Genomic DNA, 15,899 nt, shown 5'->3' on the forward strand with positions numbered 1-15,899 from the left:
TTGCAGCAATAACATCAATAATAATTGGAATATCAGGAGCACAACAATGAGCATCGTAACCACGTTTACGCGCCTGGCGCTGGGTAGCGCCGTCATGCTGGCCTCGCTAGGTTCTGTGCAGGCACAGGACGACGTGAAGATTGGCTTTATCGTCAAAAAGCCGGAACAAGCCTGGTTTATTAACGAACAGCGCGCCGCTACAGAGGCGGGCGAGGAACTCGGATTCCAGGTTGTTCGTCTGGGCGGTGAAGATGGTCAAGAGGTGCTTAGCGCGATTGATAACCTTTACTCACAAGGCGCTCAAGGGTTTGTCATTTGCCCGCCAGATGTACGTCTTGGGCCTGCGATCATGAATCGCGCCGAACAGTACGGCATGAAAGTGGTTACCGTCGATGACCAGTTTGTTAACGCCAGTGGTGAGCCTATGGAAGGCGTACCGCATCTAGGTATGTCCGGCACCAAAATTGGTCAGCAGGTCGGTGAGGCAATTGCCGCCGAAATGGAAGCCCGTGGCTGGGATGTTGAGAACGTAGGTGCGTTGCGTATTACCAATAACGAGCTACCGACTGCCGTTGAGCGTACGGATGGAGCGACCCAAGCGCTGCTTGCTTCTGGCTTCCCCGAAGAGAACATCTTCGATGCGCCTCAACAAAGTACGGATACGAGCGGCGCATTTTCCGCTGCGTCACCGGTGCTGTCTCAGCGCGGTGATTATGAGCACTGGGTAATCTACGCGCTGAATGAAGAGAGTGTGCTGGGTGGCGTTAGGGCGACCGAACAGTACGGCTTGGCTGCTGAGGATGTCATTGGAGTGGGCATCAATGGTTCAGGCGCGGCATTTGCTGAGTTTTCCCGCGACAATCCCACTGGCTTCCACGGCACCGTTGCGGTGAGTTCTACCATGCACGGTCGACAAACGGCTGAAGACCTTTACCGCTGGATCAGCGAAGACCAGGAGCCTCAGGCGATTACAGAAACGTCTGGTACGTTAATGACGCGTGATAACTGGGAAGAAGTGCGCGATGCGCTCGGTCTGTAACTGACTTTTTTGTGACGGGCTATTTGGTGGAGTGCTCACGTATGTCTGATCCATATCTTCGCTTTGACAATATCAGTGTTGTATTCCCTGGGGTGCGCGCGCTGGATGGGGTGAGTTTTTCTGCTCATACCGGTCAGGTGCATGCGCTGATGGGCGAAAACGGCGCGGGTAAGTCGACGCTGCTGAAAGTGCTTAGCGGGGTGAACCGCGCTGCAGAGGGGGCTCTCTGGATCGATGGGCAGCGCCACGTGTTCAGCAACGCCCGTGAAGCATTGCGCGAAGGGATCGCCATTATCTACCAGGAGCTAACGCTCTCGCCCAATATGTCGGTCGCTGAAAACCTGCTGCTGGGCCAGCTGCCTACGCGTCAGGGGTTTGTGAACCGGCGAAAGATGCGGGAAAGGGCGCTGGCGATTCTGGCTGACCTTGGCGAGGGTGACATTCATCCCTCGACCAAGGTGCGTGATCTCTCTATCGGCCAGCAGCAGATGATTGAGATTGGCCGTGCATTGCTGCGTGATGCCCGCGTTATCGCTTTCGATGAACCTACCAGTAGCCTTTCCATTCAGGAAATCCGTCAGCTTAAACGCATCGTCAAACGCCTGCGTGACGAGGGGCGGGTGGTGCTCTACGTGACCCATCGCATGGAAGAAGTGTTTGAGATGTGCGATGCGGTCACTATCTTTCGCGACGGCCAGCATATTCGTACCCACGAAGATATGTCGCAGCTGACGCATGATCTATTGGTTAGCGAGATGGTAGGGCGGGACATCGATGACGTATACGGCTATCGCGCCCGCGAGCACGGCGATGTGGTGCTGTCTGTTGACGAGATTCAAGGGCGCGGCCTGAATGCGCCGGTTAGCTTCTCCGTGAAGCGTGGCGAGGTATTCGGCTTGTTTGGCCTGGTAGGCGCCGGTCGCAGTGAGCTATTGCGGCTGGTATGCGGGGTGGAAGCGCCTAAAGCGGGTAGCGTGACGTTCCAGGGCGAATCGCGACGCTTTAAAAGCCCCGCAGAGGCGATTCGCGCCGGTATCGCCATGTGCCCAGAGGATCGTAAATCTCAAGGGATTTTCCCAGTAGCGAGCGTTGCCGACAATCTCAATATCAGCTGCCGGCGGTTTTTTAAGCGCTGGGGCGTTTTCCGTCACCCTGGCCGCGAACGACGCAATGCTGAAGCCTATATTCAGCAGCTTAGCGTTAAAACCCCTAGCTATCGGGCACCGATAGGCAAGCTATCCGGGGGCAATCAGCAAAAGGTAATTTTGGCCCGCTGGCTCGCGGAAGAGATCGACCTTTTCGTGATGGACGAGCCCACGCGCGGGATTGATGTGGGCGCGCGTAGAGACATTTATAGCCTGCTTTACGACTTGGCCGAGCAGGGGAAAAGCATTGTCGTGATTTCCAGCGACCTTGCCGAAGTTAGCTCCATCTGTGACCGCATCGCAGTGATGCGCGACGGTGAGCTGGTCGACGTGGTGCCAAGAGACGCCGCCACGCCCGAACGACTATTAGGCCTGGCACTACCCGCCTAAGCGGTACCCATTATCGAACACGTTCAGGACACCTGTGATGACATCGAACAAATTAACCCAGGAAGGTGTTGAGCCAACGCGCCCTGCGGGGCGCCAAGGGCTCATTAAACCACTGCGCACGCTGTTGGACACCTCTGGGCTGATCGCCGTTTTTATGCTGCTCTTTATCGCCCTGGCGGTGTTTATCCCCGACTTTCTTACCGGGCGAAACATGGTGGGGCTGCTGCTTTCGATCACCCTGATAGGCAGTCTGGCGACCACGATGATGCTGGTGTTGGCGCTGGGTGAGGTGGATCTTTCGGTGGCCTCAATCGTGGCGTTTGCGGGGGTAGTGGCAGCTGTTGTGACCTCTAGCTCCGGTAGCGTTTTTATCGGCGTTATAGGTGGCATTGTTGCCGGGGGCGCGGTGGGGGCCTTTAACGGGTTTGTGATTGCCAGGTTTGGTATTAACTCGCTGATTGCCACGCTGGCGGCGATGGAGTTTGTACGCGGGCTGGCTTATATCACGTCGGGTGGCGACGCGGTGATGATTACCGTGCCGGGTTTCTTTGATCTGGGTAGCGCTTCATTTCTAGGCCTGACGCTGCCGGTGTGGACCATGTTGGCCTGCTTTGTCATCTTCGGTGTGGTGCTCAATATGACCGCCTTCGGACGCAATGTCCTTGCCACGGGTGGTAACTCGGAGGCCGCGTCGCTCGCGGGGGTCAATGTCCGCCGCCTCAAGATTATTGTCTTTGGTTTACAAGGCGTTGTTGCGGGCGTCGTGGGCGTGTTACTGGCCTCACGGATGGGCTTGGGCGACCCCAATACCTCCATGGGGCTAGAGCTTGCGGTGATTTCTGCCTGTGTACTGGGTGGGGTGGCGCTATCGGGCGGCGTTGCCACTATTACCGGCGTAGTTGTCGGCGTGCTGATCATGGGCTGTGTGCAGAACGCCATGGGGCTACTCAACGTACCAACGTTCTACCAGTACCTGGTACGTGGGGCAATTCTGCTGCTGGCGGTAATGTTTGACCGCTGGAAACAGACGCGACGCCAGCGCGCCTAACGACACTTTTTCCTGTTTTGTTTCTATCTTTTACCGAATTGTACGGAGAGACGTCCATGTCTGAACGAAAGCCGCCCCTACGCTCTGCCCAGTGGTTTGGAACCGCCGATAAAAACGGCTTTATGTACCGCAGCTGGATGAAAAATCAGGGCATTCCCGACCATGAATTCCAGGGCAAGCCGATTATCGGGATCTGTAACACCTGGTCGGAACTAACGCCTTGCAACGCTCACTTTCGCAAGCTGGCGGAGCACGTAAAGCAAGGCATACTGGAAGCGGGCGGCTACCCGGTGGAATTCCCGGTCTTCTCCAGCGGTGAATCCAACCTCCGCCCGACCGCAATGTTTACTCGTAACCTTGCCAGCATGGATGTTGAAGAGGCGATTCGCGGCAACCCGATTGATGCGGTGGTGCTGCTGGTAGGTTGCGATAAAACGACCCCGGCGCTGTTAATGGGCGCGGCGAGTTGTGATATTCCCACCATCGTCGTGACCGGCGGGCCCATGCTTAACGGCAAGCACAAGGGCAAGGACATCGGTTCGGGTACCGTGGTCTGGCAGCTTTCTGAGCAGGTCAAAGCGGGCGAGATTTCACTGCACGACTTTATGGCCGCTGAAGCGGGCATGTCGCGCTCAGCGGGCACCTGTAACACCATGGGCACCGCGTCCACCATGGCCTGCATGGCGGAGTCATTGGGCACCTCGTTACCCCACAATGCGGCAATTCCTGCGGTGGATTCGCGTCGTTATGTGCTCGCACACCTTTCCGGTAATCGCATTGTCGAGATGGTTAACGAAGACCTCAAACTCTCCAAAATTCTCACGAAAGAAGCGTTTGAGAATGCCATTCGTACCAACGCAGCGATTGGCGGCTCCACCAACGCGGTGATCCACCTGAAAGCGATTGCCGGGCGCATGGGGGTAGACCTTAAGCTGGACGACTGGAGCCGGGTGGGGCGCGGTACGCCCACGGTGGTAGATTTACAGCCCTCCGGGCGTTATTTGATGGAAGAGTTCTACTACGCTGGCGGCCTGCCCGCCGTGCTAAAGCGCTTGGGGGACGCCGACCGCCTGCCCTTTAAAGACGCACTCACCGTTAACGGTAAAACCCTGTGGGAGAACGTCAAGGATGCCCCGCTGTATAACGACGATGTTATTCGTCCGCTGGATAACCCGCTGACAGCGGATGGCGGTATCTGTGTGCTGCGCGGCAATCTTGCACCCAATGGCGCGGTGTTAAAACCCTCGGCAGCGACCGCCGAACTGATGCAACACCGTGGTCGTGCCGTCGTGTTTGAAGACTTCGACGATTATAAAGCGCGCATCAATGACCCGGACCTGGACGTTGAAGCCAACGATATCCTGGTGATGAAACACTGCGGGCCTCGCGGTTATCACGGCATGGCGGAAGTTGGCAATATGGGGCTGCCGCCCAAGGTCCTTGCTCAGGGCGTCACCGATATGGTGCGTATCTCTGATGCGCGCATGAGCGGGACCGCTTACGGCACCGTGGTGCTGCACGTGGCACCCGAAGCTGCTGCGGGTGGCCCCTTGGCCGCGGTGCGTAACGGCGACTGGATTGAATTGGACTGCGCCAGCGGCCGGCTGCACCTGGACGTCAGTGAAGAGGAGATTCAGGCACGCCTCGCCGCGTTTGATGCCACGGCGGCCTCGACCCTCATCGCAAGCCAAGGCGGCTATCGCCAGCTCTATATTGAGCGAGTGCTGCAAGCCGATGAAGGCTGTGACTTTGACTTCCTGATCGGCTGTCGAGGCTCTGACGTGCCGCGTCATTCGCACTAGCCCAGCCCCTGAGCTGATTAATAAATAATCAACTCCATCAAAAAAAACAACAGGAGAAATGTGTTTATGCGCGTACGTGCATCGTTACACCGCGATTTCATCATTAGCCAGATTGATGATCGTCTCTATTCGGCGTTCATTGAGCATATGGGGCGAGCGATCTACTCCGGGATCTATGAGCCAGGGCATCCGCAAGCGGACCTTAATGGCTTCCGCAAGGATGTACTGGCACTGGTACGTGACCTTAACATTCCTGCTATTCGCTACCCTGGCGGCAACTTTGTGTCCGCCTATAACTGGGAAGATGGCATTGGCCCCAAGGAACAGCGTCCTGTAAGGCTGGATCTCGCCTGGCGCTCAAAAGAGACCAATCAGGTGGGCATTAATGAGTTTGCCCAGTGGGCCGAGATGGCCGGCATTGAAATGATGCTTGCCGTCAATCTTGGTTCACGCAGCCTTGAAGATGCGCGCAATTTTGCCGAATACGCGATTCATCCCGAGGGCACCTACTGGTCAGACCTTCGCCGTAGCCATGGTGTTCAGGAACCCTATAACGTCAAGATGTGGTGCCTGGGTAACGAGATGGACGGCCCTTGGCAAATAGGCCAGAAGGAGGCCAAGGAGTATGGTCAACTGGCGAATCAAACGGCCAAAGCGCTCAAGGCACTCGATGGTAATATCGAGGCGATCGTATGCGGCTCCTCCAATGATCAAATGCCAACCTATCCTGACTGGGAGCGTGAAGTTCTCGAAGAGTGTTACGAGAATGTCGACTATATCTCGCTACATAAATACTTCGGTAATTCGAGCCGCGATACGCTGAATTACTTTGCCAAAATTGAGGAAACCGGTCGGTATATCCAGGCCATCGGTGGCGTGATCGATTTTGTGAAAGCCAAGAAGCGCGCCAAAAACGATGTCTATATCTGCTTTGATGAGTGGAATGTCTGGTATCACCGCCGTGAAGAGGATTCCAAGCGTTGGCGTGAATGGAACTGGCCGGAAGCCCCCGAGCTACTTGAGGAAGATTATAACTTTGAGGATGCACTGTTCGTTGCAGGGTTGATCAACGAATTTATCCGGCGCAGTGACCGCGTGCGAATTGCCTGTATTGCCCAACTGGTGAATGTCATCGCTCCTATTCGGGCCGAAAAAGGTGGCCCCGCCTGGCGTCAAACCATCTATTACCCCTACCAGTTTGCATCACTTTATGGCCGTGGCACGGCGCTTAACGTAGCGGTCGATGGCCCTACCTACGACTGCAACGTGGCCAGCGATGTGAACTACCTGGATGCCGCAGCGGTGCATGATGAAAAGGCCGGCATGGTGACGCTGTTTCTGGTTAACCGTCATCTTGAGGAAGACGTTGACCTTGATATGACGCTAACCGGGTTTGCTAATGCACGTTTGGTTGAGCACAACGTCATGGCAGGGTTTGGCCTACGTGATACCAATGGGGCGAATAACCCGGATGCCGTAGCACCGTGTAAGGGCTCCGGAATAGGTGTCGAAAATAGCCGTGTTAAGGGTAAATTGGCAGCGCTCTCTTATCACGTCATCCGCCTTGATGTGTCAACGGGAGCCAGCGCATGACAGGGGTTACGCTATCATCTGTCGATAAAGTCTTTGGCTCGACCAACATTATCGACAATGTGTCGATGGAGATTGCCAAGGGCGAGTTTGCGGTTTTTGTCGGCCCTTCGGGCTGCGGTAAGTCGACGCTGCTACGTATGATAGCGGGGCTTGAGGAAACCAGCGCAGGCACTGTCGAAATCGAAGGCCGAGATGTTACTCAGGTTGAGCCTGCTCAGCGAGAAGTAGCGATGGTTTTCCAATCCTATGCCTTGTATCCGCACTTGAGTGTGTTTGACAACATGGCGTTCAGTTTGCGGCTGGCCAAGACCCCCAAGCAGCAGATTACGGCCCAGGTCAATGAGGCAGCGCGCATCCTCAAAATCGAGGAGCAACTGGACAAAAAACCCTCCAAACTTTCGGGCGGGCAGCGCCAGCGAGTGGCGATTGGACGGGCCATTGTGCGTCAGCCCAAGGTGTTCCTGTTTGATGAGCCGCTTTCCAACCTGGATGCCGAGTTGCGCGTCCAAATGCGCCTTGAGCTTTCTCAGTTACACCGGCAGCTTGGCTCAACCATGATTTATGTGACGCACGATCAGGTCGAGGCAATGACGCTAGCCGACAAGATATTTGTCCTGCGCGGGGGCGTCGTTCAGCAATCCGGCACGCCATTGGAACTGTATGACAATCCCGCCAATCAGTTTGTCGCCGGATTTATTGGTTCGCCTGCAATGAACTTTCTGACGGCAACGGTTAGCGCTGTCACTCCCGACGGCTTGGCAGCCATCATCGAAGGCAGTGAGGGTCAGACAATAGAAGCCCAACTGCAAAACAGTGCTCTTGAAATAGGCCAAACCGTGGTGTTGGGCATACGTCCGGAGCATTTGCATATTCGCGAGGAAGGGTTTAGCTCCACGGTTGAGATGACCGAAAATCTTGGCGGCGTTGCCTACCTACACGCCCGCTTGGCAGATGGGCAAAAAGTCGTGATTGAGCGCCGTGGCGAACGTCAGTCATATCAGTCCGAGCGTATTTCCACTTGGGCTGATGCCAAGCATGTGTTGGTCTTTGACCAGGATGGCCAGCGTTTGCGCTAGCGCAGGGGCATTAGCATGCAGAGTTTGAAAATAGCGCTGAAAGCTAAAACAAGAGCGAGCCATTAGCGCAAATTCTGGCTCGCCAGATAAGCATTCGTCTTTAGGAGACAATAATAATGAAATTACTAAAATCAATTGTACTGGCCACCGCAACCTGCGCCACCGCAACTTCAGCAATGGCCCAGACCGACGTCGTCTGGTGGGACTTCTTTGTGGGCGGTGATGGGCAGCGCATGAAGGCGTTGATTAGCCAGTTTAACGACGAACACCCGGATATTAATATCGATGCCACTTCGTCAGAGTGGGGTGTGCCGTTCTACACGCGGGTGCGCACGGCTGCTGCGGTAGGCCAAGGTCCCGATATGGTTAGCTACCACCTGTCCCGAGTGCCGCTGGCGCTATCAGAAGGCATATTACTGCCCATTAGTGAAAGTGACTTGGAGAATGCAGGTCTTGCTCGTACTGACTTTTACGAGCGCTCAATAGAAGCCGCTTCTGATGATGAAGGGACGCTATATGCGGTGCCCTTTGATATCCATTCGATCATTCTTTATTACAACAAAAGCTATTTAGAGGGTAGCGAGTATCTTGATGAAGAAGGCAATTTGGTCGGTATTGAGAGTCTGGATGATCTTAATGCCGCGCTAGCGCTTGCTCAGGAAAATGGCTCCCAAACACCACTCTCCTATCAAACGGGCGGCCCCGGTGGTATCTGGCGCATCTTCCATACGTTGCTTAGTCAGCAAGGTGGAACGCTGATCGAAGATGGCGAAGTGTTGCCTGGCGACAACTTCGACAAGGCCGTACGGGCCATCTCGATCATGCAAGAGTGGGGCGATAACGACTATCAACCCGAGCATGCCGAATACGAAGCATCGGTTGCCCTGTTCACCTCGGGTCGTTCGGCTTTCTTCATCAACGGTGTGTGGGAGGTTCCAACGCTGGTCGATATGCAAGAGGCGGGCACACTCGGTTTTGAATGGGGTGCGGTCAAGGTGCCGACCTTGCTAGAAGAAGACGCTATCTGGGCCGATAGCCACGCGTTCGCCATCCCGGTCCAGGGAGATGACGAAATGTCGGACGAAAAGCGTGAAGCGGTAATGACCGTTATTGGCTGGATGCAAAATCACTCTATTGACTGGGCAGCTGCCGGTCATATTCCCGCCTATCTTCCTACCGCCGAAAGCGAAGAGTTCGCGCAAATGGAACCCAACGCGACCTATGCATCGCTTGCCGATAACGCCGTATATGACGCGCGTTCAACCATCGCGGGTGTCGCCTCTCCTGTCTACGATGCAGCGCTGAATGTGATTGCACCCGCCATCCATGGTTTTCTGGAGCCAGAGCAGGCTGCGGAGCAAATGCGTCAAGAGCTGCAGGCGCTCATTAATTAAGCGCCTAAAGGGCTAAAAACACTATGGTTGCTCGCACTGCTGATACACGAAAGATGGGCGCATCTGCAGTGCAGTACTTAAGGGAGTTCCGCCATTGGCTATGATCACAAATCGGCGTAAGCATGTTGTGGTGGCGATGACATTGATTGCGCCCTTCGTGTTTATCTTTGCACTGGTATTTCTCTACCCGACGGTGCAAATGATAGGAATGAGCTTTACCAACGCGCCACTCATTGGCTCGGGGGAGTGGGTAGGGCTGGATAACTATCGACGCCTGCTAAGCGATAACCTGTTTTATACCTCGCTCAAAAATAACGGCTATTTTGTACTGCTGACGGTTGTGCCGACCACGGTGATTGCTCTGGCCATTGCGCTGGCGGTTAATCGTCTTTCAGGACGCATGCAGGCGTTGGTCCTGGCGATCTTTTTTCTGCCCTATATTCTGCCTGTCTCGGTGGTCACTCAGATTTGGGCCTGGATGCTCGATTTCCAGTTCGGCATACTCCAGCCGCTACTTGAATGGGTAACCGGAAAGCCAGTCGCCGTCTTTAATAATCCTTATTGGGTCATGCCGACGGTTGCCGCTATTACCATCTGGTGGACGAACGGGTTCAATGTTCTGCTGTTTATTGCGGGGCTGCGCAATATTTCCACTGACTTGTATGAAGCGGCAGCGTTGGACGGTGCCTCTCGGCGTCAGCTGTTTATGAAGATTACGTGGCCATTGTTATGGCCGGTTACTGCGCTTGTGTTGACGCTGCAGCTTATTCTCCAACTTAAACTGTTCGACCAGGTGTACCTACTGAGCGGAGGCGGCCCTTTCAACTCCTCTTACGTACTGTTGATGATGGTTTACCGTGAGGCTTTCCAGCTTAACCATGGCGGCTATGCCTCAGCAGTAGCACTGGTGCTATTTGTTCTGATCATGGTCGTCTCGGTACTGCAATTCCAACTGCTGAGAATCGGAGGACGCAAGTGAGAGTTCAAAGAGTTTCCAATCCGCGTTGGAAAGCCGCTTCACACGCTGCCAAACCGCGAGGGACGAAAATCGGCACCCGAAAAGTAGAGAATACCGTGCTGCTGGTCATTACCCTGACGGCTGCCGCTATCTGGATATTTCCGCTTTACTGGGCCTTTGTTACCTCAATCCGCAGTGAGGGTCACGTAGTTAGCGAGGCGGCAGGGCTGCTGCCCGATATGTTCAGTATGGCCGCCTATCATGATGCACTGTTCAACTCCAATTTGCTGACGTGGTATGTCAACTCCATTGGAACCTCGGTCATTATCACTGTGCTGGTGCTGATAACCGGCATGATGTGCGCTTATGCGTTATCGCAAATGCGCTTTCCGGGCCGAAGAGTGCTGTATGCCGTTGTGCTGGCCAGTTTTATGATTCCCACTCAGGCGCTAGTGGTCACTCAATTCGTACTGATGAGCGACCTTGGACTGGTGAATACCTGGGCGGGGATTATTCTGCCGCAACTCATCGTCCCTGTAGTGATTATTGTCTACAAGCAGTTTTTTGATGCGGTACCTCAGGAGATGCGCGAGGCCGTGTTACTGGATGGAGGTGGAGAATATACGCTGCTGTTTAAAGTGTACTTGCCGCTCAATTGGGGAATCACCACGGCGCTTGCGATTATTACCTTCATTATGGCGTGGAACCAATTCTTCTGGCCTTTCCTGGTCATTACATCAGAAAACATGATGACGATCCCCGTCGGGATCACCCAAGTGCGGGATACTTTCGGCGTTAATTACGCACGGGTGATGGCGGTGGCGCTATTAGGAGCAGCTCCCGTAGCGATTGCCTACCTAATCTTCCAGAAGAAAGTAACGGAAGCGGTAATGATTTCCTCGGGGGTTAAGGGATGATAGCTGCTCACGATAAGGCACGCCCAACAATGCCAAGCAGGCGGCGTTTGACCAAGCTAACAAAAGCGTTACACGTATCCTTGTGCGCACTGCTGGGCGCCGTGCCGGTCAGCATGGTGGCAGCTGCGGATACTCAAGTGAGTATTCACGACCCCGTGATGGCTCGGGAAGATGGAACTTATTATCTGTTTTCTACCGGGCCTGGAATTACCTTCTATAGCTCTCAGGATATGCAGACATGGAAGCATGAAGGACCGGTTTTTGAGCCCGAACCCACGTGGGCGCGTGAGGTAGTGCCGGAGTTTGCAGGCCATCTCTGGGCGCCCGATATTATTGAGCGCGATGGACAGTACTACTTGTTCTATTCGGTGTCTGCCTTTGGTCTCAATACGTCGGCGATTGGCGTGACGATCAACCAGACGCTGGATCCTGATAGCCCTGATTATCATTGGGTTGATCAGGGCGTCGTAGTGCAGTCGTTGCCTAATCGTGACCTATGGAATGCCATTGATCCCAATATCGTCATCGATGCAGACGGCGATGCCTGGATGAGCTTTGGTTCTTTCTGGGGAGGCATCAAGCTGGTACGTCTTGCCGACAACCTGATAGAAGTGGCGCAGCCTGAAGAATGGTACACCTTGGCCAAGCTCGAACGCCCGGCTTTTGTACTTGATAGCCAGGCAGGCCCCGCTGAAATTGAGGCACCGTTCATCTTCCAACGTGGTGATTATTATTACCTGTTCGTTTCCTATGGTAAGTGTTGCCGTGGTGAAGAGAGCACTTACCATCTGGCTGTTGGCCGTTCGGCGGATGTGCAAGGACCGTACCTGGATAAAGACGGTATCGATATGGCAGTTGGAGGGGGCTCCGTCATCCTTGAAGGCAACGATCAGTGGTATGGCGTTGGCCATAACAGTATCTACACATTCGATGATCAGGATTATCTGATTTTCCACGCCTACGAAGCGGCCGATGAAGGTCTGCAAAAACTAAAGATTGCACAGGTTGAATGGCCTGATGGGTGGCCAGAAGTGAAAACAGCCGTGCTTGAGGAGTATCAAAGTCAGCTCCAGCCGGTTGAATAGCACCGTGGGTAAACTGTCCAAGAGAGGAGAAGCCTATGTAACAATCTTATCGTTATAGCCTTCCATTAATAGTCATTTAAATAATGTTGTTAATGGCTTAAAGAGTATCAGACGTTATCTGACTTGCTTGGGTGTGGAGTGCTTATAGCACTCTACAGGGGACGTTTTGCCCATTTGTAAGATTAGGGCGGCTGATACTGATGAAATAATTACTGCTGGTAAGAGTGGGTGGTTAAACCTGTCCATAAAACACTTCTAATAAGAGTGTGGGAGTAAGGGCGCTTCGCTCCTGTTTGAACTAACTAAAACAATCAATAAGGATAAATAAATATGCTGTTTTCTCGATATAAAAAACTACCTTTGGTAGTCGCTATCTCTTTGGGAACCACGACATCAGCAATGGCTGCTGTGACTTATGAAGATGAGAGGGGATCAATAAGTTTTGGTGGTGATGTAGAGTTAGATATCAATGCTTATAACGAGCATGAAGGTGGTGTTTCGCTATTCCGAGGCCAAACCAATGAGCCACTTAATCGCGATGACCGCTTTAATCAAGATGGCCGTATCCTGTTGGATATTAGCGGTGAACGCCATCATGGCGATAACTATGCCAGGTTCAAGTTACAGCCGCTTTGGGGAACCAGCGGTAATGCGGGGTTAGACGATGCCTGGTTGGCGATTGGTAGTGAGCAAGGAACCGAAATCAAGGTCGGTCGCTTCGAAGCCTATGACCTGTTTCCGCTAGGACACGATATTTTTATTCAGTATAGTGGAACAACCTCGGACGAACTATACAGCGATGGTCAGAGCTATGTTTATCAAACCAGAGAAGGTCGAGGGCGTGGCGATTCAGGGCAAATTGCGCTGAGCCACCGCTTTGATAATGGCTTCTACGCTGAAGTAGCCACACTGCTGGGTAATCGCTCAGGCCTTTTTGATGGTGATACCTATCATGGCTATCGTATTGCCGACGATACCAAAAGCGCTGCGATCGTTCGCCCGGTTATTGCTTGGCAACCCGGCGACTGGTCATTTGCGTTAGGCATGGAAACCAATGTCGTAAAAGACTCGGTGGTAGATATACGGGGAGAAGACATTGGTGATCGTACGGGGTACGGTGCTACAGCCTCTTATAACGGAAACGACCTGATTCTTAATTTCAGTTTGGCCCATTTGGACGCCCATAAAGAGACTAATAGCTCAGCGGGTGTTAACACCATCTGGAATAATATCGGGCTGGGGTATATTTATGCTCGTAACCAAATTGACGAGATCAATCCAGCCGCTGAAATGGATTTTATGACCCCTGAAGGGCGTAATGAGTCGAACACGGTTTACACATCGTATCGCTTTGCCGATACGCTGGGATTGAAGGATTTTGATACTTATATTGGGGCTTACTATAGCTACGTTGATCATGAGAGTGATGCTAATAGCGACGACACCAACCGCTATGGTGCTCGGATACGCCTCAAGTACTTCTTCTGATAACGATAGCCTGCCCCAAGGAGGGGGTGGTTGCTTTTGCTGATTTGATCCTTTGCGCCTAGTGATCCTGGGCGCTTTTTTAGTTATCAGCGCAGCTAACGGTTGTAGCATTAACCGCACCTGGCATGACCAAAGCGGGCTCATGTGCCACAGTTAAACAGTAAATTATTAAATATATTTCATAAAATCAATAGGTTGGCATGCTATTGTTGAGCTTAAGTTTTTGACTTTATATATGTTTTTTGTTTTTTAGAAAAACCTGGTACGACGCGTGCAGTAACCAGGACAAGAACGCAGCATCAGGATGATGGTTGGTTCTTGGCTAGATGTTCCTTGTTTGATTTATTTTTACGAAGCAACAGAAAGCAGATTACTTAGGAGGCACGACATGAAAATGGAAGCTCTGAAAAAACTAGGTATTTTAGGCGTATCGTTTGGTCTGATCGCAAGCCCTCTTGCGTTTGCTGAAATGGAAAGTGGCGCTGAGCAAGAGCCAGTGCCGCAAGAAGAGCCGACGCAGGACGAGCAAGGCAGCTTTAATTCGTATGACACTGAACAGCAAGATCAAGATGTAACCACTGAGTATGAAGAGGAAGAGCAAGAATTCACCTATGAAGAAGAGGAAGAGGAAGAGGAGCAGGAGTACGAAACCACTGATGGCGATGACGACACCCAGTGGTAATTAACCCGCTAATGGAATAACGCTTGCTCTGGCTTACGGATGAGCCACAAAATGCCCCGCCGCCTGCGGGGCATTTTTGCGTTTAAAGCCCAAAGAAAAAGTTGTTGCCTTATCGTCTATTGTTAACATTACGTACCCCTTGGCCCGTTATGACTATAAGGAAGCCTGTATCGTGGTGAACTGGAAAGAGGCGCCGCAGCTTCCTAAAGCGGAAGGGCGAATCGCGGCTATCGATTTGGCGCGAGGCATTGCGATTGGCTTAATGATTGTCAGCCACACGGTTAGCGGGCTGATAGGCATACGTAATGTGCCTGACTGGGGCATGGTGCCTATTCATCTATTGACCAAATTTTCCTCATCACTGTTTATTTTGGTATTCGGCATTGCCCTGGCAGTGGCCTTTCTTTCTCACACCCAAAGCGATGATTGGCCTAAACGACGCCTTAAGCTATGGCTACGCGCGATTGAAGTGTGGTTCTGGTACAAGGCGCTCATTATTATCGAGATGCTGCCGTTTAGTAGCCCTGGCGATATTGTCGATACGCTGCTTTATGGGCGCTTTGGAATCTGGGTCGAGATTTTAGGCTTTTATGCCATTGCCCTGCTTTGGGTGCCGCTTATTCTACCGCTATGGGCACGGGCGCCTCTTTGGAGCCGGATTGCCACACTGGTTGGCTTAACCGCACTTTCTGCCTGGTTACAAGGGCTGAGCTTTGGCGGTAACGATATCCTGAAAGCCTTACTGGTCGACCACCCCGACCACTACGCCTGGGGGCAGATTAGCCGGGCGCCCCTTATCCTGGCGGGATTGTTGGTAGGCGAAGCGCTATTGCGCTGTTACTTTACGGCTCACTTGCGCCGCCGCTTGGTGTTAATACTGCTGGCGGTAGGCGCGTTAATGGTAATGGCATTTTATGGTCTCGCGTTGGCGGATGGCCGTGTTTATGCCGCCATGATGGCCGTTGCCAATAACGCAGGCAAACATCCGCCTGGCCTGGAATTCATGCTGTTTAGTGTAGGTGGCGCGCTTATTTTGCTCGCATTGGCACTGGCCGGTGGAGCAGCTGCCGCCAAGGCACTTTTGCCGCTCACCGTGGTCGGCAGCGATGCGCTAAAAGCGTTTATTTTTCATATTGTGATGATCTTTCTCGTGCTGCGCTTTTTGCTGCAAGGCGAGGGCATGTATACCTACCCACAGGCGCTGGCGATTAGCGGCGTGTTGATACTGGGCGCCGCCGTGTGGATTTGGGTGACACGTTGGATCGCAGCTCACCGCTAAGAG

13 protein-coding genes are annotated in these 15,899 nt (G+C 53.2%); all 13 read left to right on the forward strand.

Annotation, left to right across the window (positions count from 1 at the left end; all coding sequences use genetic code 11):
* Nucleotides 1–46: 46 nt before the first annotated feature.
* The 13 genes from CZ787_RS16405 (at nucleotide 47) to CZ787_RS16465 (ending at nucleotide 15,896) form a co-directional block, all read left to right on the forward strand.
* A complete protein-coding gene (locus CZ787_RS16405) occupies nucleotides 47–1,039 on the forward strand; it encodes an arabinose ABC transporter substrate-binding protein (protein ID WP_087111166.1) in 993 nt (330 codons plus the stop codon).
* 41 nt (nucleotides 1,040–1,080) lie between these two features.
* Complete coding sequence (gene araG, locus CZ787_RS16410; protein WP_087111168.1) at nucleotides 1,081–2,574, forward strand: L-arabinose ABC transporter ATP-binding protein AraG; 1,494 nt, start codon at nucleotides 1,081–1,083, stop codon at nucleotides 2,572–2,574.
* A gap of 37 nt (nucleotides 2,575–2,611) precedes the next feature.
* Complete coding sequence (gene araH / locus CZ787_RS16415; RefSeq protein ID WP_087111170.1) at nucleotides 2,612–3,622, forward strand: L-arabinose ABC transporter permease AraH; 1,011 nt, start codon at nucleotides 2,612–2,614, stop codon at nucleotides 3,620–3,622.
* 56 nt (nucleotides 3,623–3,678) lie between these two features.
* A complete protein-coding gene (locus CZ787_RS16420) occupies nucleotides 3,679–5,424 on the forward strand; it encodes an IlvD/Edd family dehydratase (RefSeq protein WP_087111171.1) in 1,746 nt (581 codons plus the stop codon).
* A gap of 66 nt (nucleotides 5,425–5,490) precedes the next feature.
* On the forward strand, nucleotides 5,491–7,017 hold the full coding sequence (locus CZ787_RS16425) for an alpha-N-arabinofuranosidase (protein WP_087111173.1): 1,527 nt from the start codon (nucleotides 5,491–5,493) through the stop codon (nucleotides 7,015–7,017).
* Nucleotides 7,014–8,093, forward strand: coding sequence for an ABC transporter ATP-binding protein (locus tag CZ787_RS16430; RefSeq protein WP_087111175.1), 1,080 nt, complete (start codon nucleotides 7,014–7,016; stop codon nucleotides 8,091–8,093). Before CZ787_RS16425 ends, CZ787_RS16430 begins: the two co-directional genes overlap by 4 nt.
* Nucleotides 8,094–8,209: 116 nt before the next feature.
* Complete coding sequence (locus CZ787_RS16435) at nucleotides 8,210–9,487, forward strand: extracellular solute-binding protein (protein ID WP_087111177.1); 1,278 nt, start codon at nucleotides 8,210–8,212, stop codon at nucleotides 9,485–9,487.
* A gap of 100 nt (nucleotides 9,488–9,587) precedes the next feature.
* Nucleotides 9,588–10,466, forward strand: coding sequence for a carbohydrate ABC transporter permease (locus tag CZ787_RS16440; protein ID WP_087111179.1), 879 nt, complete (start codon nucleotides 9,588–9,590; stop codon nucleotides 10,464–10,466).
* Nucleotides 10,463–11,362 carry a carbohydrate ABC transporter permease gene (locus CZ787_RS16445; protein WP_217883893.1) on the forward strand — a complete coding sequence of 300 codons (900 nt, stop codon included), beginning with the start codon at nucleotides 10,463–10,465 and terminating at the stop codon, nucleotides 11,360–11,362. The genes CZ787_RS16440 and CZ787_RS16445 overlap by 4 nt, the downstream gene beginning before the upstream one ends.
* 47 nt (nucleotides 11,363–11,409) lie before the next feature.
* Nucleotides 11,410–12,447 (forward strand): arabinan endo-1,5-alpha-L-arabinosidase, encoded by a 1,038-nt coding sequence (locus CZ787_RS16450; RefSeq protein WP_217883894.1) that lies wholly within the window; start codon nucleotides 11,410–11,412, stop codon nucleotides 12,445–12,447.
* 330 nt (nucleotides 12,448–12,777) lie between these two features.
* Entirely contained in the window at nucleotides 12,778–13,935 is a 1,158-nt protein-coding gene (locus CZ787_RS16455) for a carbohydrate porin (protein ID WP_087111183.1), read from the forward strand.
* Between the two features lie 388 nt (nucleotides 13,936–14,323).
* Nucleotides 14,324–14,617 carry a hypothetical protein gene (locus CZ787_RS16460; protein ID WP_087111185.1) on the forward strand — a complete coding sequence of 98 codons (294 nt, stop codon included), beginning with the start codon at nucleotides 14,324–14,326 and terminating at the stop codon, nucleotides 14,615–14,617.
* Nucleotides 14,618–14,789: 172 nt separating this feature from the next.
* Nucleotides 14,790–15,896, forward strand: coding sequence for an acyltransferase family protein (locus CZ787_RS16465; protein WP_087111297.1), 1,107 nt, complete (start codon nucleotides 14,790–14,792; stop codon nucleotides 15,894–15,896).
* Nucleotides 15,897–15,899 lie beyond the last annotated feature (3 nt).

The sequence above is a fragment of the Halomonas citrativorans genome, from assembly GCF_900163645.1.
GTDB classification, from domain to species: domain Bacteria; phylum Pseudomonadota; class Gammaproteobacteria; order Pseudomonadales; family Halomonadaceae; genus Vreelandella; species Vreelandella citrativorans.